We start from the raw sequence: 19072 nt of genomic DNA on the forward strand, positions 1-19072 counted from the left end.
TTGTTTCCTTCATTCGTGGTTGAACAGCTGCTGCTAGCAGGATTCCTGGAAGAGTTCACGGCCGATCAGCATCCGGCGGATTTCCGAAGTCCCGGCGCCAATTTCATAGAGCTTGGCATCCCGTAACAGGCGACCCGCCGGGAACTCGTTGATATAGCCGTTACCGCCGAGGAGCTGAATGGTGTCGAGGGCAAGCTGCGTCGCCAGCTCGGCGCTGTAGAGAATCACCCCGGCGGCATCTTTGCGGGTGGTTTCGCCTCGGTCACAGGCCGCAGCGACGGCATAGACATACGCCCGCGCGGCATTGGTGCGGGTATACATGTCGGCAACTTTCGCCTGAACTAGCTGAAACTCCCCAATCGACTGGCCAAATTGTTTGCGGTCATGAATGTAGGGCAGCACGAGATCCAGACAGGCGCGCATGATCCCAAGCGGTCCCGCAGCCAGGACCACACGTTCGTAATCCAGTCCGCTCATCAGCACTTCCACGCCACGGTTGAGTTCACCGAGCAGATTTTCTGCTGGAACCCGGCAGTTCTCAAACACCAGTTCACAAGTGTTGGAACCGCGCATTCCCAGCTTGTCGAGCTTCTGCGCATGGCTGAAGCCCGGGAAGTCTCGCTCAATAATGAAGGCTGAGATCCCGCGCGAGCCCCCTTTGGGTTCGGTTTTGGCATACACCACGAACACATGCGCATCCGGACCGTTAGTGATCCACATCTTGTTGCCGTTGAGGATAAAGTGATCGCCCTGACGCTCGGCTTTGAGTTGCATGCTGACTACGTCGGAACCGGCATTAGGTTCGCTCATGGCCAGCGCCCCGATGTGGGTCCCGGCAATGAGTCCCGGCAGGTATTTGGCCCGTTGCGCCGGATTCCCGTTGCGGAAAATCTGGTTCACGCAGAGGTTGGAATGAGCGCCGTAGCTGAGACCAACTGAAGCAGAAGCGCGGCTGATTTCTTCCATGGCAATGACATGAGCAAGATAACCCATACCGGCACCACCGTATGCTTCGTCAACGGTGACACCGAGTAAGCCCATGTCGCCGAGGACAGGCCACAGCTGGTTGGGAAATTGGTTGTCCTGGTCGATTTTCCCCGCCAGGGGGGCAATGGTTTCTGCTGCAAAGTGATTGACCTGCTCGCGAAGCATATCCAGGGTTTCGCCAAGGCCAAAGTTGAGTGGGGTAAACAGATCTTTCATAACATCTCCGGGTTAACCAAGTTGCGATGAATTTCTGTGACGCCTGTCCGGCGTCGCTATTGTGTTTCCGTGTTGTTCAGGGCCTGCTCACAGCGTGCTTTGGCCAGTTCCAGCTCTTGCATGACCGCATCGATATCACGGATCTGGCGCTGGAGCACGGCTTGCTTATCGTCAATGATACGGAGCATTTCATGCAGCTGAGCATGGCTTTGTTTGGTGTCATACAGCTCGAACAGTTCTCGAATTTCAGCCAAGGAAAAGCCCAGCCGTTTGCCTCTCAGGATCAGTTTGAGCCTGATCTTGTCCCGTCGCTTATAGATTCGGGTGTTACCGTTTCTGTCAGGGTGCAATAGACCGACATCTTCGTAAAACCGGATGCTGCGGGTCGTGATATCAAATTCCCTGGCAAGTTCGCTGATCTTGAAAGTCTCCACCTTGATGTCTCCTTCAGGCTCGGGGCTGGACGAACAACAAGCGGGAACACAGAAATTTCCTGTCACTTTATCCATTGCCTGTTATGACGCTCGGCAAGAATACTTTACGTATCAGTGCCATGAAAAATTACAGTTGTGATTTATTTGTTTCTTAACGTTTACGTAAATGTTAGTGCTATGCTTACGAAAACGTCAAGGAAATGAGATGGCAATCATCGGCATTTGTGGTTGCTCAGTTGCTGTCAATCAATGTGGCTTTCACAAAGGGTGAAGTTATGGAGAAAAATGTGTGGATTGTTGCGGCTCGCCGTACCCCGCTGGGGAGCTTTCAGGGCCAATTTTCCTCGTTGTCATCCACTGAACTGGGGCGGTTTGCCATTCAGGGAGTGTTGGAAAAATCCGGGCTGGAGCCGTCTCAGGTGGATGAAGTGTTGATGGGATGTGTGCTGCCGGCCGGATGCGGCCAAGCACCTGCGCGGCAGGCGGCACTGGCCGCCGGGATCCCGGACTCGGTGGGTTGTACCACGATCAACAAAGTGTGTGGATCCGGAATGAAGTCCGTCATGCTGGCGCATGATTTAATCCGTGCCGGGAGTGCTCGGGCTGTCGTTGCCGGTGGCATGGAAAGCATGACCAACGCACCTTACTTGCAAAAAGATGCCCGGCGTGGCGCGCGCTTGGGTCATACCACCTTGCACGATCACATGTTTCTGGATGGACTGCAGGACGCTTATGAAGGTCACCTGATGGGCGTTTATGCTCAACAGATCGCGGATCAGTGTGATTTCAGCCGCGAGCAGATGGACGATTGGGCCAAGATGTCGGTTCAGCGGGCACTGGCGGCGCAACAGCAGCAGGCGTTCGCGGAAGAAATCATGCCGGTTCGGGTCGAAAATCGCCGCGGCGTTGCCGTGTACGATCATGACGAACATCCGGGTGAGATCGACCTCAACAAAATCAGCACCCTGAAACCAGTGTTTGCCGAAGATGGCTCGGTCACTGCTGCCAGCTCCAGTGCCATTTCTGATGGTGCGGCGGCCTTGCTGGTGATGAGCGAAGAGGCCGCGCGTCATTATGGATTCACTCCGCTGGCGATCATTCGTGGTCATGCAACCCATGCCCGTAAACCGGCAGAGTTCACCGTCGCCCCGGTTGACGCGATCCGCCAGCTCCTGACGAATCTGTCGTGGTCTGTCGATGACGTCGATTTGTGGGAAATTAACGAAGCCTTTGCTGTGGTGACGCAAATTGCGGTTCGCGAACTGGGGCTGGAAGCCGACAAGGTTAATATCCACGGTGGCGCCTGCGCATTGGGGCACCCCATCGGTGCCAGTGGTGCCCGAATTCTGGTAACGCTGATCCATGCGCTCAAACAGCAGGCCCGGCAAGGGCAATCAATGTCATCTGGTGCGTCAATGTCCTCTCATGCGTCAACAGAAGTCCGTTCGCTCAAAGGTGTGGCCGCCTTATGTATTGGTGGTGGTGAAGCAACGGCAATCGCGGTCGAAGTACCGCTTTAACTCGTCCGGGCAATTTGCCGTACTGTCCGAAATGGTGAAAGACAAATCAAGGGGTGTTCGCACCCGAAGGAGCTACCATGATCCAACATGTACCACTCCTGATTGACGGTGAGTTTCGTCAATCGCAGTCTCTTCAATGGATTGATGTCACGAATCCGGCAGACAACAACGTGATCGCCAAGTTGCCTTGTGCGACGGAAGATGAAATCGAAGAAGCGATCGAAAGCGCGGCAGCCGCTTTCCAAACCTGGAAAGAAGTGCCGGTACCAGAGCGGGCGAGGCTGATGCTCAGTTATCAGCATTTGCTGAAAACACACCATGATGAGTTAGCCGAACTGCTGTCCAGCGAAACCGGGAAAATCTTCGCTGATGCCAAAGGTGATGTCTGGCGCGGGATCGAAGTGGTTGAACAAGCCGCCAATATTTCCAGCTTAATGATGGGTGAGACGGTCGAGAACGTTGCCACCAATATCGACACTTACTCGATGATCCAGCCGCTCGGGGTTTGCTCCGGGATCACACCGTTTAACTTTCCGGCCATGATCCCGCTGTGGATGTTCCCAATGGCGATTGCTGCGGGCAATACCTTCATCCTCAAACCGTCAGACCAAGTGCCGTTGACGGCCATGCGTCTGGCAGAATTGTTTCTCGAAGCCGGTGCGCCGAAAGATGTGCTGCAAATTGTCCACGGTCAGAAAGATCAGGTCGATTACCTGCTGAAGCACCCGACAATTCGCACCGTGTCGTTTGTCGGCTCCGTCCCGGTTGCCCGTCATATCTACCAAACCGGGACCCATCATCTGAAACGGGTGCAGGCCTTTGCCGGAGCCAAAAACCATATGGTGGTGATGCCGGATGCCAATAAAGCGCAGGTGATTAATAACCTGGTGGGATCATCTGTGGGGGCCGCCGGTCAGCGCTGCATGGCGATCTCGGTTGCCGTGCTGGTCGATGGCGCTAAAGAATGGATCCCCGACTTGAAAGAAGCGCTGGCGAAAGTGCATCCGGGGGCCTGGGATGATACAGAAGCGGGTTATGGACCACTGATCAGCCCGCAGGCCAAGAACCGGGTACTGAGCTTGATCGAGCAAGGGAAAGCTCAGGGGGCGGTGTGCGAGCTCGATGGCAGCCATTGCGAGGTCACGGGATATCCGGACGGCAACTGGGTTGGGCCGACGCTGTTTAGCGGCGTGAATCCTGAGATGTCGATCTACCAGGAAGAGATCTTCGGTCCGGTGCTGATCTGCGTGGAAGTGGACTCGCTGGAAGAAGCGATCGAACTGGTGAACAACAATCCTTACGGTAACGGCACATCAATCTTTACCGCCTGTGGCGCTGCGGCCCGGAAATATCAGCATGAAATCCAGGTGGGGCAAGTCGGGATCAATGTCCCCATCCCGGTACCGCTGCCGTTCTTCTCATTTACTGGTTGGAGGGGCAGCTTCTACGGCGATCTGCATGCGTATGGCAAGCAGGCGATCCGCTTCTATACCGAAACCAAAACCGTGACCGCGCGCTGGTTCGACGATGATATTCCGACCGGCCCGAACCTGACGATTCACTTGCGTTGAGACAAGGCTGAAGGAGAAGCTGATGGATTTTGAGTTAAACGAAGAACAACGGGCCTTTGCTGAAACCGCCGGTCAGTTTGCCGCAGAACAGTTGGCCCCCATGGCCGCTGAATGGGATGAGCAGCAGTTTTTCCCCAAAGACGTGCTGCGTCAGGCTGGGGAGCTGGGTTTTCTGAGCCTGTATGTACCGGAACAGGAAGGCGGGCTCGGATTGAGCCGGTTGGACGCGTCGATCATCTTTGAGCAACTGGCGATGGGCTGTACGTCAACCACGGCGTACATGACCATTCACAACATGGTGAGCTGGATGATTGCCAGCTTTGCCACTGATGAAGCCAAAGCGATGTACTGTCCGAAGCTGTTGACCGGGGAATGGCTGGGTTCCTACTGCCTGACGGAAGCGAATGCCGGTTCGGATGCGGCGTCTTTGTCGACCCGTGCGGTTTTGCACCGGGATCATTATCAGATCAGCGGTGCCAAGGCCTTTATTTCCGGCGCGGGGGATACCGATGTGCTGGTGGTGATGGCCCGGACCAGTGACGAACCCGGCGCGCGCGGAATTTCTGCCTTTATTGTCCCGGCGAATGCTGAAGGGATCAGTTACGGGCGTAAAGAGCCGAAGATGGGCTGGAACAGCCAGCCGACCCGGGCTGTGACGTTCGACAATGTTGAAGTGCCGGTCTCCCATCGCTTGGGTGCAGAAGGCGAAGGCTTCAAATTTGCCATGAAAGGCTTGGATGGCGGTCGGATTAATATTGCGACCTGCTCGGTAGGTACAGCCGAGCAAGCGCTGCAGGAAGCCCGGCAATACATCGCTGAGCGCCAGCAGTTTGGTCAGTCGCTGGCGAAGTTCCAATCGGTCCAGTTCAAGCTGGCGGATATGGCGACTGAGCTGGTCGCGGCAAGGCAGTTGGTTCGTTATGCGGCCAGTAAGCTGGATCGTCAGGATCCGGATGCCACCGCGTACTGTGCCATGGCGAAACGCTTTGCCACTGATATCGGGTTCCGGATCTGTGATCAGGCGCTGCAGCTGTTCGGTGGTTACGGGTATATCAAGGAGTATCCGGTGGAGCGGCATTTCCGCGATGTGCGGGTTCATCAAATTCTGGAAGGCACCAATGAGATCATGCGGTTGATTATCGCACGGCGCCTGATCCAGAACGAAGCCGCGTTGTTGTAATCCGTCGCTGAAGGAATCCTGAGCGCGTGATCATTCGAGCTTGGGAACACCAATCGCTTCAGTCAACAGAATCTCCATGGATGAGCAAGAAACAGGAGCTGATATGAGTCACCAAGAGCAGGCCTCGCAGGATTTACTGTCGGTCGAGATCCATGAACATACCGCTGTACTGACAATGAACAATCCGCCGGCAAATACCTGGACGGCGCAGAGCCTTGAAGTGTTGAAACACACGGTTGAACGCCTGAATGACAACAAAGCGGTGTACGCACTGGTGCTTACCGGGCAAGGTGAGAAGTTTTTCTCTGCCGGGGCCGATCTGAATCTGTTTGCCAGCGGCGATAAAGCTGTCGCGGTCGACATGGCCCACCGGTTTGGTGAAGCCTTTGAAGCGCTGTCAGCGTTTCGGGGCGTCTCGATTGCCGCGATCAATGGGTATGCGATGGGCGGTGGACTGGAAGTCGCCTTGGCGTGTGATATTCGCATTGCCGAAACGCAGGCGGAGCTTGCACTGCCGGAGGCGAAAGTCGGTTTATTGCCTTGCGCCGGCGGCACCCAGAATCTCACCTGGCTGGTGGGTGAAGGTTGGGCGAAACGAATGATCCTGTGTGGTGAGCGCGTGGGCGCACAGCAAGGATTAGAGATCGGGCTGGTTGAGCAGGTCGTTCCGGCGGGGCAAAGTCTGGAAGCCGCGATGGCAATGGCGGCTTCGGTTGCCAATCAATCCCCATCGTCCATTACGGCTTGTAAGCAGCTGATCCAAAACTGCCGTGTTGCGACGCATCAGCACGGGTTGATGAAAGAGCGTGAATTGTTTGTGCAGCTCTTTGATACCGACGATCAGGCCGAGGGTGTTCGGGCGTTTCTCGACAAACGTCCGCCGCAGTGGAAAAACCAGTAACGCGGCGTTGTGACTGGTTGAACCGAGAAGACGACGCGGGGATGCCTTGCCCGGTGCAAGGTAAAGTGCTTGGCGAAGGAGCAAGATGCATCCCCCGATGTCCGCGGATTTGGCAAAAGATGCGGATTAGGTAAAAAACGCGGGTTAGGTAAAAACGCGGACTAGGAAAAAGATAGGGGAGCCTATGGCAGGCAAAGTGAATTTTCAGGAACTGGCGTGTCACAGTGGCGGGCACAAGATCGGCGTCGCAGAGCTGGATAATCCGGGCTCGCTGAATGCCCTGACGCTGGAGATGTTAAAGCAACTTAAAAGCCAGCTGGAGGTCTGGGAGCAGGATGAGAACATTACCTGCGTCTTTCTGCATGGTGCAGGTGAAAAAGCGTTCTGTGCCGGTGGTGATGTCCGAACCATGTATCACTGCATGAAATCGTGGTCAGACGCCGGAAAATCTGATGATTCCGCGCAGCAGTTTCTGACGGAATATTTTGCGGTGGAGTACAGTTGCGATTATCTGATCCATCGTTATCGCAAGCCGATCATCGTCTGGGGTGAAGGCATTGTGATGGGGGGCGGGATTGGTTTATACATCGGGGCCAGCCACCGGGTCACGACGCCAAGAACGCGGCTTGCGATGCCGGAAATCAGTATTGGTTTATATCCGGATGTCGGGGGAACCTGGTTCCTCAACCGTCTGCCATCCGGCATCGGTCTGTTTCTCGGGCTGACGGGAGCACCACTCAATGCAAGCGATGCATTGGATCTGGCACTCACAGAGCACGTGTTGCTGTCTGAAGACAAAGCGCTTTTGCTGGAGAAGTTACAGGGTATCTCCTGGCAAGGTGCCACGCAGCATGATGAGCAGGTCAGTATACTCCTGGCTGAATTGAGTGCGCGAGCTGATGCTGAGCATCCGGCCAGCCAGTTGATCCCGTATTTCGCGCAAATCCAGGCGGCCTGCTTGAATATGGATTTGTCGGTTGTCTGTCAGCAAATACTTGCGATTGATGGTTTAGGACGCTGGATTGAGCAGGCGAAAAAAACGCTGCAAGAAGGCAGTCCGATCACGGCACATCTCTGTTTTCGACAGAGCACTGAATACAAGCAACTCTCCCTGGCAGAGTGTTTTCGGCTGGAACTGTCGCTCTCAGTACGATGCGGCATGCTGGGTGAGTTTCAGGAAGGTGTACGGGCCCGGTTGATTGATAAAACCGGTCAGCCGAACTGGCGCTATGCCAGTATCGACGCCGTAGAACCGTCGGTGATTGATACATTGTTTACATCCTTATGGTCCGAGCAGGATCACCCTTTGGCTTTGTTAGGCCGTGAGCCTCGTGGTTAAGTCGAAATCATCTGAGTTTGCCATCACAGGAGATTTTTCATGAATACCATTGCGTTTATCGGGTTGGGCAACATGGGTAGCCCGATGGCTGAAAACTTATTGAAAGCCGGTTGTCACGTCCGGGTTTACGATCTGAACATTGAGGCTGCCAAAGCACTTGGAGAAGCCGGTGCCGTCGTGGCTGCTTCGCTTGAACAGGCTGTTGAAGGGGTGGATACGGTGATCACCATGCTGCCTGCCGGAGAGCATGTCCGCGCGGTTTACCTGGGGGATCACCAGGGCGGTGTTGGGTTACTGAATCTTGTCGCCAAGGGGACTTTCCTGATTGATTCATCGACCATCGACCCGGCATCGGCACGGCTGGTGGCAGGGGAAGCGGCGAAAAAAGGCCTGGAGTTTGTGGATGCTCCGGTTTCTGGTGGGGTCGCCGGAGCGATCGCCGGGACACTAACCTTTATCGTTGGCGGGACCGATCAGGGATTTGAGTACGCGAAGCAGGTTCTGCAGCATGTCGGGAAAAATATCTTCCATGCTGGACAGGCCGGTGATGGTCAGATGGCAAAAATCTGTAACAACCTGATGCTGGGCATTCTGATGTCGGGCACTTGCGAAGCGCTGAGTCTGGGGATCGATAATGGTTTAGATCCGCAGGTGTTGTCAGAAATCATGCTGCAAAGCTCCGGGCGAAACTGGGCGCTGGAGCTGTACAACCCGTGCCCGGGTGTGATGGCGCAGGCTCCGGCCAGTAACAGCTATAAACCCGGTTTTATGACCAAGCTGATGTTGAAAGATTTGGGACTCGGCCTTGAGGCGGCGCAGCAGAGTCAGTCGGCGATCCCGCTCGGCACCCTGGCGCGAAATCTTTATGCCTTTCACAACGCCAAAGGTAACGCTGAGCTGGACTTTTCCAGCATGTTTGAGTTCTACCGTGATAAGCACCAATCGTAATTAATGGACATGAGGAATAAACGATGAACTTAAATCAATCTGTGATCGCGATAACCGGTGCTGGGCAAGGCATTGGCCAGATGATTGCGGTGACTCTGGCTCAGGCCGGCGCAGATCTGGCCCTGCTCGATCTCAATGAAGCCGGGTTGAGACAAACGCAGGCGCAGTGCCAGATGCTGAGTGCCAAAGCCATGATTTATCCGGTGGATGTGACTTGTGAAACCGATGTCGAGCAGGTGTTTAGCTGCGTGATGGAAGATTTCGGCCAACTGAACGGTTTGGTCAATAATGCCGGGGTGCTGCGTGATGGCCTGTTGGTGAAATATAAAAACGGCGAGCTGAGTAAGATGTCGCTGGAGCAGTTTACCAGCGTGATGGATGTCAATGTGACGGGCACGTTTTTATGTGGCCGGGAGGCTGCACAGCAGATGATCGTGGCGGGTCAGCCAGGCGTGATTGTCAATATTTCCAGTGTTGCCCGGGCCGGTAATATGGGGCAAACGAACTATGCCGCTTCAAAAGCAGCAGTGGCCACCATGGCGGTGTGCTGGGCAAAAGAGCTTGGACGATTCGGGATTCGGGCAGCAGCGGTTGCACCGGGGATTGTTCAAACTGCGATGGCCGATCAACTCAAACCTGAAGCGATTGAACGTCTGAAACAGATGGTTCCGGTGGGGCGGATGGCAGAAGCTTCCGAGATCGCTCATGCGGTCAAATTCATTTTTGAAAATGATTATATCAACGGTCGGGTGATAGAAGTGGACGGCGGTATCAGAATGTAACAGATGCTCTGGCGGAGCGGTGATGGTGCCGAGTGCTTGGGCGTGTATCATCAATCACATGCCCGATAAACATCGGGCATGTGATTAGATTGGGTTCAGTTGGTTTTGGTTTAGTTGCCTGTGCTTTAGTTGGCTTTGGTTTAGTTGCCGTAGACCATCGCGTACAGTACCAGGCCGCCGCCAATCACAAACATCAGCATCGCCAGATAAGCGACCAGTTTGTTCAAGAAATTGAATAGATTGTCCATACGGTGTGAGAGTTCTGCTTCTAGATGAGGTTCATCATACGTGCTTTGAAATAGGCTGCCAGTGTTTTGGCATCCTGGATGGTATTGTTGGCAACTTTTTGCTCGAATTCCGTGCGTGACAACCTCACCACTTCTATGACTTCGTCTTCATCAGGGTCACCAGGACAAGACGTCAGCGTTTTGGCCAGATAGAGGTGCTGCACTTCATCGCAAAATCCCGGCACCGGCAGGAGCTCTCCCATATCGTGCCACTGCTCAGCCTCGAGCTGTACTTCTTCTGCCAATTCACGCTTTGCACAAGCGTGCAGATCTTCATCCGGTTCGAGTGTTCCGGCCGGAAATTCCAGGATCCAGCGACCGATCGCCGGACGATATTGGTGGACCATTACCAGCTCGTCGTTTTCTGTGAGGGGTAAAATCACCACGGCACCCGGGTGTTTGACGGTGGTGAATTCGACTTCCCGGCCATCGGGAAGGGTTTGCGTGGTTTGCTTGACAGAGAAGCATTTCCATTGGCAAAGGATGTCTGTTTTCATGCGGGTTATTGTTATTCAGCTGTGACACGATTTTAACACGATAGACTTGCATTACCATGTCATATTTTAATTGTATTTACTGAATTAGATTTGATTAAAAATGAATTATTTTTTCGTAAGCTTCTAATAGAAATATAAAAATTAGTCTTCTTAAAATATTCTTAGTTAAGACATCAACACTTAACCCATTTACTATAATTTATTCAATGGATTGACTATGAGCGCTTTACCTTTGTATTAACAGGGAGAAATATATGCGTGTATTAGTAACTGGGGGAATGGGATACATTGGTAGTCATACCTGTGTACAGTTGATCGAAGCTGGTTATACACCGATAATTGTTGATAATTTATCAAATAGTAAAAAGACTGTTCTTTCCCGCATAGAGAAACTTACGGGTATCCAACCGGAGTTCTATGAAGGGGATATTTGTAACCATGAATTTATCACGGACGTACTGGCTAAGGCTGACGTCGAGTCGGTGATTCACTTTGCTGGCCTGAAAGCGGTCGGGGAGTCGGTTGAGAAGCCACTGGCTTACTATGATAACAATGTCCATGGCACTTTGGCGTTGGTAGAAGCCATGCGAGCTACTGGTGTGAATAGCCTGATTTTCAGCTCCTCGGCCACGGTATACGGCGATCCGGCAATCGTGCCAATTCTGGAGACGTTTCCGACCAGTGCGACGAACCCGTACGGGCGCAGCAAGCTGATGGTTGAAGAATGCCTGGCCGATATTCAGAAGGCACACCCTGAAATGAGTATCACGCTGTTGCGCTATTTCAATCCGGTTGGCTCACATCAGTCGGGCGAGATGGGAGAAGATCCGCAAGGGATCCCGAATAACCTGATGCCGTTTATTGCTCAGGTTGCTGTGGGTCGTCGTGAGTATCTCTCCGTGTTTGGCGATGATTATCCGACCATTGACGGCACTGGCGTCCGTGATTACATTCATGTTCTTGATTTGGCGGACGGCCATCTGGCGGCATTGAAACATAAAGGCCATGAGGCCGGTTTACATATCTATAACCTGGGGACCGGAAATGGCTATAGCGTGCTGCAGATGGTAGAGGCGTTCTCTAAAGCAGCAGGGGTAGAAGTGGCGTATCAAATTGCACCACGTCGCCCGGGAGATATTGCCGAGTGTTGGGCGGACCCGAGCAAAGCCAAAGCGGAACTGCATTGGGAAGCGACGCGTACCGTTGAAGAGATGACGGCGGATACCTGGCGTTGGCAGTTCCAAAACCCGAATGGTTATCCTGACCTGTAATTTGCGACGAACAAACATCAAAAAGCCCGTGGTGTCATACACGGGCTTTCTGTTTATGATGTTTTTCTGAGTTTCAGTCGTTAACGTTTGATTGGGGTTGGATTTCGGTAAGGTTTGAGGACAGCGAAAGCGGCCAGGCTGGTGAGAGCACCGAGCGTATCGGCCAGCATATCTTTTTGCGCATCCCAGATATCGCCCTGGCTCCCCAGAAACTCAATCCCTGCATCACCGCCGGCCAGAACGGCATACCACCATTCAATGATTTCATATCCTGCGGCCACCGCCATAATTGCCGTTAGGCTAAACAATGCTGCCAACCAGGGTTTGCAGTGTTCTTTTCGGCTGAGAAATTCCGCGATTGGATATGCATAGAAGCCAATTGCAAAATGAGCGAATCGATCGAAGTGGTTTCGTTCCGATCCAATCAAATTGTTAAACCAGTCAAACGGTACATTGGCGAAGGTATAGTGGGCCCCAATGGTATGCAGGATCATCCAGACGGCCATGAAGCTGTACGCCACATGAGAAAACGGAAAACGACGATAAGTAACCAGCAAGGGTATAAAGAGCAGCAATACTGGGATGATTTCTGCCAGCCAAACCTGAGGAAAGGCTGGGTTGATACCTGACCAGACAATCACGGCGGTCACGAGCAGGGCCAACAGTTGTGGGAAGCTGACTCTCCGTGATGAAATGGTTTTTGTTGTCATCAGTAATGTCCTGTTTCGGATTCTTGGAAATAATAATACGGTGTTTTATTTTGTATGCCAATGCCCAGGGAGAGTGATGAGGACTGGCGCCAGTGTTTGAGGGGGCATGGCTTGAAGATTGTTGGAAAACTAGCTAGGCCAAGCGATGTTATCTTCATGAAATCCCATCAGATACGGACGTTTTACGTGTCTCGTATCAGAATTATGGTATAATCCACCGCTTAGAAAATTTAACTTGGTGTGATGGTTATCACATCTTGAAGAACTGTATTATCCTTGTTCACCGAAGAACATTTTGACCGGAGCACCATTTTGCATTTTAAAGATCTTGGATTAGACCAGCGCCTGCTGAAGAAGTTACATCATCTGGCGTTCGATAAACCAACTGAAATTCAACGAACTGCTATCCCTGTAGCAATTCTTGGCAAAGATGTCTTAGCCTCGTCGAAAACGGGCTCCGGTAAGACCCTGGCATTCCTGCTTCCGGCTATGCAGCGCATGTACCGCAGTAAGCCGTTTTCCAAACGCGACCCACGAGTCGTCGTGCTGACACCGACCCGTGAGCTGGCCAAGCAAGTGTTTGCTCAACTGCGGACGCTGAATGCGGGAACGCCGTATGACGGCGCGCTGATTGTTGGCGGGGAAAACTTCAACGATCAGGTGAAAGAGTTGCGTAAAGACCCGATGTTTGTGATTGCAACACCGGGCCGGTTAGCGGACCACTTAGAGCACCGGAGTACTTACCTGGATGGCCTTGAAATGCTGATCCTGGATGAAGCGGATCGCATGCTGGACCTGGGCTTCGAAGCACAGTTGCGTCGAATTCATGAAGCGGCTAGCCATCGTCGTCGCCAAACCATGATGTTCTCCGCCACGCTGGATCATGCGGACGTGCAGGATATTGCGGCTGATATGCTGAATGCACCAAAGCGTATCTCCATCGGTCACGGGGCAGAAGAGCATACGGATATTACGCAGCGTTTTCTGCTGTGTGATCATTTAGATCACAAACAGGCGTTGCTTGATAAGCTGCTGGAAATCGAAGACTACAATCAGGTAATTATCTTTACCGCAACCCGCGAAGATACCGATCGTTTGACGACCATGCTCAATGAGCGAAAGCTGAAGGCCGTAGCCCTGAGTGGCAATATGACCCAAACCCAGCGAAACAGCATCATGAGCCAGTTCGAGCGAGATTGTCACAAAATTCTGGTGACGACGGATGTTGCTTCACGGGGGCTGGATATTGATCGTGTCTCTCACGTAATTAACTTCGATATGCCGAAACATGCTGAAGAGTATGTGCACCGTATCGGTCGTACCGGACGCGCAGGGAACAAAGGGGATGCGATTTCCCTGGTCGGGCCGAAAGACTGGAAGAGCTTTAAGAATGTTGAGGCTTTCTTGCAACAGTCGATTACTTTCAGCGCGATCGAAGGGTTGGAAGGCAAGTTCAAAGGCTTGAAGCCTGCGCCGAAACACAAGAAAAAGCCACAGCAGAAGAAATCGGCGGCAAAACCAGCAGCGAAAAAGCAAACCGACTCGAAAGCAGTGAAGCCACGTGACAAACGTTTCTACAACAATGTCGCTGTTGGTGAGAATGTGTTCGTGCCGAAGAAGAAAAAACCGGTGGAGCCGTCTGCAGAAGACTAACTGTATCGATCCCGTTGGAATGATTCCGACATTCGGAGTTGAACATGAAAATGCCAGTCTGTTGACTGGCATTTTTGTTATTGCTGAGTGCAGCCCATGATTGGCACTTAAGCGTGGCTCGATTCCAGAGCTTTGACCAGCACCTTCATAAACCGGGCAGCTTCTCCGCCGGTACAAGCACGATGGTCAAAGGTCATACACAAAGGCATGGTTTTCACGGAAACTGGTTGATTGTTGCGCAGCACCAGTTTTTCCACAATCCGACCGGCACCGACAATGGCCACCTGCGGTGGCGTGACCACCGGTGTGGCAAAGATGCCTGCGATTGCACCGAAGTTGGTGAGGGTGATGGTGGCATGTTGCAATTGCTCACGGCCGATTTTTCGCTCCCGGATCCCTGCCACGGTCTCATTGACCCATTTGCGAATTCCGGCAGCGCGATACTCATCAGCTTGGCGCAGGACCGGAACATACAGGCCGTGCGCGCTGTCGACGGCCAGGCCGAGATTTACGGTGTTGTGGACGCAACGAGTCATGGTTTCGGCATCAAACCAGGCATTGAGGGCCGGCTCTTGCTGGCAAGCATGGACAATCGCCATCACCAGACGGCTGGTGATATCTTCACCTTCCCCCCAGTGTTCCAGATTTGCTTCTTCCGTAATGGTTACAGCTGCCACCTGCTGGTGGGACTCGGTCATGGTGCTGACCATGGTTCGGCGCGCACCTTTGAGGACCTCGGTTCCCGGGAGTTGTTGATCACATGCGTTATACACATCGGCATCCAGAATCACGCCGGATGGTCCGCTGCCTTTTAACTTGTGTAAATCAACCCCGAGTTTTTGCGCCAGTAAACGCGCCGAAGGCATGGCGGTCAGAGTCTCGGATTGAGCGATGGTGTATTGGGAGGCGCTGCCCACCCAATACTCATCCACGTTGACGTTATGGTTTTGGTGCGACACGCTGCCGACAACCGTTGCGGCATCCGATTTCACGGCGCTTTTCTGGCTTTGCGATGCTGATTCCTGATCTTCGATTTCCAGCAACAGGCTGCCAATGCTGATCACATCCCCTTCATTGCCGTAACGGCTGACAATTGTGCCGCTGTAAGGGGCAGGGACGTCTACAGTGGCCTTGGCGGTTTCAACGGTCAGCATCACCTGGTCAACTTTGACGGTGTCGCCCACTTCAACATGCCACGCAATGATTTCTGATTCTGCAAGGCCTTCTCCGAGATCAGGCAAAGTAAATGACTTCATTTCCATCCCTCCACAAGCGCAGTTGCTGCCTCAATGATGTCTTCTTCCTGGATCATAAAATAGTCTTCGTTCCGGTAATACGGCATGACGGTATCCATCCCGGTGACCCGCTTCGGCGGCGCTTTGAGTAAACACATGGCATGCTCGGCTGCCCGGGCCAGAATTTCCGCACCGACCCCATTGCTCTGGCAAGCTTCATGGACCACCAGCAGTCGGCCGGTGCGTTCAAGCGATTTGTAAATGGTCGCCATATCCAGTGGTTTAATACTGGCAACGTCAATGACTTCCGCTTCAATCCCCCGGCGAGACAGGCTCGCTGCAGCCTGGAGCGATTCAACGACACAAGCACCCCAGGTGACCAGCGTCAAATCCCGTCCCTTGCGCAAGGTGAAACAGGTATCGAGCGGCAGGGCGGCCCCGTCATCTTCCACATTGGATTTGACGGTGCGGTAGATGCGCTTGGGCTCAAAGAACATGATGGGATCGTTGCTGCGGATCGCGCCCAGCAATAAGCCGTATGCCCGCTGCGGGGATGAAGGAATGACAATGCGCAATCCGGGTATGTGAGCAAACAGCGCTTCAATACTTTCTGAGTGATGTTCGGGTGCATGGATCCCGCCCCCGAATGGCGCCCGGAAAACGGCCGGGCAGGTTAGGCGGCCGCGAGTCCGGTTTCTCATCCGCGCAGCGTGGCACATCAGGTGCTCCATCGCCGGGAAGACAAAGCCCTGGAATTGAAATTCAGCGACCGGCCGTAGCCCCTGGGTCGCCATCCCGACAGCGACGCCACCGATAAGCGCCTCTGCGAGCGGGGAGTCGATCACCCGTTTGCAGCCGAATTTTTCTTTGAGCCCGACGGTCGCCCGGAAGACGCCGCCGTTGTCACCTACATCTTCACCCAGGACGACAACATTCGGGTTGTGCGTCATTTCATAGTGAAGAGCCAGGTTTACTGATTCTAACAGGGTCAATTCAGCCATGGCGACCTCCATGCATTCGCATTGCTTTATTGATCAGAAGATCCCGTTGGTGATGGAGATCGCTATCCAAAGACTCATACAGATAATCAAACGCTGATTCCGGCGCCTGAGGCGGCAAGGATTCATAGTTTTTGACGGCTTGTTCGACCACCTCACGGCAGTGTGCCGTCCAGCTTTCCTCATCGGTTTCTGACCACCAACCCTGGCTGACCAAGTACTTTTTCAGTCGAGAAATGGGCTCATAAGCCCAGGCCTGTTGCAATTCATCTTCGCTACGGTACCGACTGGCATCATCGGCCGTGGTGTGATCGCTGAGCCGGTAACTAACGGCCTCGATTAATGTTGCGCCTTTGCCTTTTCGGGCTTTATCCAGGCTCTTGAGAACAGCATCATACATGGCGACGACATCATTTCCGTCAACGGTGAGTCCCTGAATGCCCGCGCCCTGAGCCTTATCCGATAAAAACTCAGCGCCGCACTGAATGGCCCGCGGAACAGAAATCGCCCATTGGTTGTTGTTGATGACAAAGACCAGCGGGATATTCCAGGCGCCGGCACAGTTGATAGATTCGAGAAAATCACCTTTTGATGTCGCACCGTCACCGCAAGTGACCAGTGCGGCCTGATGTTTCCCCTGGATTTTCAGGGCTGCGGCAACCCCAACAGCATGGGTACATTGGGTGGCTATCGGCACACAAAACGGGAGATCCCGGCTTGGCTGGCCGTCAGCGGTCAGGAAATCACTACCGCGCTCGTCACCGCCCCAATATTGCAGATTTTTTTCCATGCCGATCCCACGGACCCACATGGAAGGCATATCCCGGTAGTAGGGGATAAACACATCCTCAGGCTTGAGGGCTCGCCCGACGGCGATGCCGACGGCCTCTGCACCCAGGTGAGACGGGTAGGTCCCCAGTTTTCCGGTCCGTTGTAGCGCAATTGCTTTGTTATCATAGATGCGGGTCATCACCATATCCCGGTAAAACCCTGTTAATGTTGACTGATCAGCCCATGCAGGCAGTTGATCGACAAGACAACCCTGATGATCAATGTAGCGTTGCATCGGTAAGGCCTGAACATTCATCCCAAGCTCCTTCTGTTGCTGCCTCGGAAGAGGCGGACAGCAAATCAATAGAATTGGCTATACCTGTCACACAGAGCCCGATATCGAAGCTCAATCAAGTTTGGTCCACATAAGTCTTGGTATAACCAAGTAATAATAATTGTAATCAAGATGTTAAATTTCTGCTTGTGGCAGTCAACAATAAAGCAGTAAAGCAATCATTACAGCGAAAAACACTGGAAATTCGGTTTTATTCTGTTTTTTATCCGGGTGTTGTTGTGGCAGAACTCGCGCTGGTGGCATTTCACATTGCCATAAGCAAAAAAGTGCTGTTTGGGTGGTGTCTTATTGTTAAGACGACAGAGCAATTCGACGGTTCAAATCGATCGGGTCGCTCATACTTAGAAGGCATTTCGGGATTCAGACGCTTTTGTGGTGCGCGATGAAATTATTAAGTAGTTTATTGTTGATGTTTTTTGTTGCGGCTTGCACTTCGCAGGAGGCCGTAACTGATGTAGCCGGGCAGAAGAGAAGCTTTATTGAGAAGCAGTGTTATGCTGCCTCCGTTGACAACTTGTCCAGCACGTTTCAAACCTTTATGAGTGAGCGACAGCAAGAATTGAAAACCTTGCGACCAGAGCTGACAGCAGATAACTATGAGCAGTTGAATTTTGCCTTGGAGCATTTTTCGACCTATTGGTCCCAGCTCAGAAGCGAGCGCAATCACGCTTGTGAACTGCATGCACAATGTGAGTATATTTGGTTGAAAAACAAAGAAATGAAACAGTTCGACCAGGATTATTGTGCCGGGACCGGGTTTGAATACAGTGTCAGTCGGGCGAAGATGATCAACTTTTTCAGTGACATCGAGCGTTTGCAGCTTCAACGTGAAGCGCAGTAGGCTGTACCGAAAACGCCATTGGTGCCGGACATCATGACTCATCTGGTGCGGAAGAGCCGATGTCACCGATTCTGAGTGATACGATGCAGGATACTTGGTATGCTTACCGGGTCCTTTTTTGTATTTAACGGATCCCTCATGAAAATCTTTTCTGTCTCTTGCCCGCACTGCCAACAGGGTGCAACATTTTCTGTTCAGGCTTTGTCTAACACCATAAAGTGTGATCACTGCCATCGCACGGTGTTGGATGGTCAGCCAGTCGAAGCAGACAGCAAGAACTTTGAGTCACTCATTCAAAGCCCGAAACCTGTTGTGGTGACTTTTTGGGGCCAAAATTGCGCACCGTGTCGGACTTTTAAACCGATTGTCGAGCAAGTGGCAGCTGAGCGACAGAAGTCACTTCGCTTCATCCGACTGAATGTTCAGCAAAATCAATCGCTGGCGTCCCGTTATAAAGTGCGTGGTGTGCCGACGGTGATGGTGTTTAAAAAAGGCAAGGTGCAGGCGACATTACCGATGGCCCTCAAAAAGAAAGAATTCGGGCAATGGCTGAACGAGGTCTTTGACCGATAGGGT

19 protein-coding genes are annotated in these 19072 nt (G+C 52.8%); 11 read left to right on the forward strand and 8 right to left on the reverse strand.

Features of this window, described 5'->3' with window-relative positions:
* Positions 1–33: 33 nt before the first annotated feature.
* Positions 34–1203, reverse strand: a complete 1170-nt coding sequence (locus NH461_RS18100; protein WP_261604006.1) for an isovaleryl-CoA dehydrogenase — start codon at positions 1201–1203, stop codon at positions 34–36.
* Between the two features lie 56 nt (positions 1204–1259).
* Positions 1260–1637 (reverse strand): MerR family transcriptional regulator, encoded by a 378-nt coding sequence (locus NH461_RS18105; protein ID WP_261604007.1) that lies wholly within the window; start codon positions 1635–1637, stop codon positions 1260–1262.
* Positions 1638–1912: 275 nt separating this feature from the next.
* Between NH461_RS18105 and NH461_RS18110 the strand changes: the two genes are divergently transcribed.
* The 7 genes from NH461_RS18110 (at position 1913) to NH461_RS18140 (ending at position 9878) form a co-directional block, all read left to right on the forward strand.
* Positions 1913–3157 carry a thiolase family protein gene (locus NH461_RS18110; RefSeq protein WP_261604008.1) on the forward strand — a complete coding sequence of 415 codons (1245 nt, stop codon included), beginning with the start codon at positions 1913–1915 and terminating at the stop codon, positions 3155–3157.
* 77 nt (positions 3158–3234) lie between these two features.
* Positions 3235–4728: a CoA-acylating methylmalonate-semialdehyde dehydrogenase gene (locus tag NH461_RS18115; RefSeq protein WP_261604009.1), complete on the forward strand. Its 1494-nt coding sequence runs from the start codon at positions 3235–3237 to the stop codon at positions 4726–4728.
* Between the two features lie 22 nt (positions 4729–4750).
* Complete coding sequence (locus NH461_RS18120) at positions 4751–5908, forward strand: acyl-CoA dehydrogenase family protein (RefSeq protein WP_261604010.1); 1158 nt, start codon at positions 4751–4753, stop codon at positions 5906–5908.
* Positions 5909–6011: 103 nt separating this feature from the next.
* Positions 6012–6809, forward strand: a complete 798-nt coding sequence (locus NH461_RS18125) for an enoyl-CoA hydratase (RefSeq protein ID WP_261604011.1) — start codon at positions 6012–6014, stop codon at positions 6807–6809.
* Positions 6810–6993: 184 nt separating this feature from the next.
* Positions 6994–8148: an enoyl-CoA hydratase/isomerase family protein gene (locus NH461_RS18130; protein WP_261604012.1), complete on the forward strand. Its 1155-nt coding sequence runs from the start codon at positions 6994–6996 to the stop codon at positions 8146–8148.
* Between the two features lie 39 nt (positions 8149–8187).
* Positions 8188–9096, forward strand: a complete 909-nt coding sequence (gene mmsB / locus NH461_RS18135; RefSeq protein WP_261604013.1) for a 3-hydroxyisobutyrate dehydrogenase — start codon at positions 8188–8190, stop codon at positions 9094–9096.
* A 23-nt stretch (positions 9097–9119) separates the two neighbouring features.
* A complete protein-coding gene (locus NH461_RS18140) occupies positions 9120–9878 on the forward strand; it encodes an SDR family oxidoreductase (RefSeq protein WP_261604014.1) in 759 nt (252 codons plus the stop codon).
* A 140-nt stretch (positions 9879–10018) separates the two neighbouring features.
* Here NH461_RS18140 and NH461_RS18145 read toward each other — a convergent pair whose 3' ends face one another.
* Positions 10019–10126 (reverse strand): 3-ketoacyl-ACP reductase, encoded by a 108-nt coding sequence (locus NH461_RS18145; protein WP_261604015.1) that lies wholly within the window; start codon positions 10124–10126, stop codon positions 10019–10021.
* 20 nt (positions 10127–10146) lie between these two features.
* On the reverse strand, positions 10147–10662 hold the full coding sequence (locus tag NH461_RS18150) for an NUDIX hydrolase (RefSeq protein ID WP_261604016.1): 516 nt from the start codon (positions 10660–10662) through the stop codon (positions 10147–10149).
* A gap of 254 nt (positions 10663–10916) precedes the next feature.
* Here NH461_RS18150 and galE point away from each other — a divergent pair, with 254 nt between their 5' ends.
* Positions 10917–11933, forward strand: coding sequence for a UDP-glucose 4-epimerase GalE (gene galE / locus NH461_RS18155; RefSeq protein WP_261604017.1), 1017 nt, complete (start codon positions 10917–10919; stop codon positions 11931–11933).
* An 80-nt stretch (positions 11934–12013) separates the two neighbouring features.
* Here the strand turns inward: galE and NH461_RS18160 are convergent, their stop codons facing one another.
* The gene (locus NH461_RS18160) at positions 12014–12643 is read right to left on the reverse strand and encodes a DUF2238 domain-containing protein (RefSeq protein ID WP_261604018.1); all 630 of its coding nucleotides are present in this window, start codon (positions 12641–12643) and stop codon (positions 12014–12016) included.
* Positions 12644–12955: 312 nt separating this feature from the next.
* Here NH461_RS18160 and NH461_RS18165 point away from each other — a divergent pair, with 312 nt between their 5' ends.
* Positions 12956–14296, forward strand: a complete 1341-nt coding sequence (locus NH461_RS18165) for a DEAD/DEAH box helicase (RefSeq protein WP_261604019.1) — start codon at positions 12956–12958, stop codon at positions 14294–14296.
* A gap of 107 nt (positions 14297–14403) precedes the next feature.
* On the opposite strand, the gene NH461_RS18170 is transcribed toward NH461_RS18165, so the two are convergent.
* From NH461_RS18170 to pdhA, 3 genes are read right to left on the reverse strand one after another with little or no spacing between them, the layout of a single operon-like run.
* Positions 14404–15552, reverse strand: coding sequence for a dihydrolipoamide acetyltransferase family protein (locus NH461_RS18170; protein WP_261604020.1), 1149 nt, complete (start codon positions 15550–15552; stop codon positions 14404–14406).
* Positions 15549–16532, reverse strand: a complete 984-nt coding sequence (locus tag NH461_RS18175; protein ID WP_261604021.1) for an alpha-ketoacid dehydrogenase subunit beta — start codon at positions 16530–16532, stop codon at positions 15549–15551. The genes NH461_RS18170 and NH461_RS18175 overlap by 4 nt, the downstream gene beginning before the upstream one ends.
* Entirely contained in the window at positions 16525–17616 is a 1092-nt protein-coding gene (gene pdhA, locus NH461_RS18180) for a pyruvate dehydrogenase (acetyl-transferring) E1 component subunit alpha (protein ID WP_261604022.1), read from the reverse strand. The genes NH461_RS18175 and pdhA overlap by 8 nt, the downstream gene beginning before the upstream one ends.
* A gap of 421 nt (positions 17617–18037) precedes the next feature.
* Here pdhA and NH461_RS18185 point away from each other — a divergent pair, with 421 nt between their 5' ends.
* Together NH461_RS18185 and trxC are read left to right on the forward strand one after the other, a co-directional pair.
* Positions 18038–18496 (forward strand): hypothetical protein, encoded by a 459-nt coding sequence (locus NH461_RS18185; RefSeq protein ID WP_261604023.1) that lies wholly within the window; start codon positions 18038–18040, stop codon positions 18494–18496.
* A 138-nt stretch (positions 18497–18634) separates the two neighbouring features.
* Positions 18635–19069, forward strand: a complete 435-nt coding sequence (trxC, locus tag NH461_RS18190) for a thioredoxin TrxC (protein WP_261604024.1) — start codon at positions 18635–18637, stop codon at positions 19067–19069.
* Positions 19070–19072 lie beyond the last annotated feature (3 nt).

Origin of the sequence: Photobacterium sp. TY1-4, assembly GCF_025398175.1 — a bacterium.
In the GTDB taxonomy this organism is placed as follows: domain Bacteria; phylum Pseudomonadota; class Gammaproteobacteria; order Enterobacterales; family Vibrionaceae; genus Photobacterium.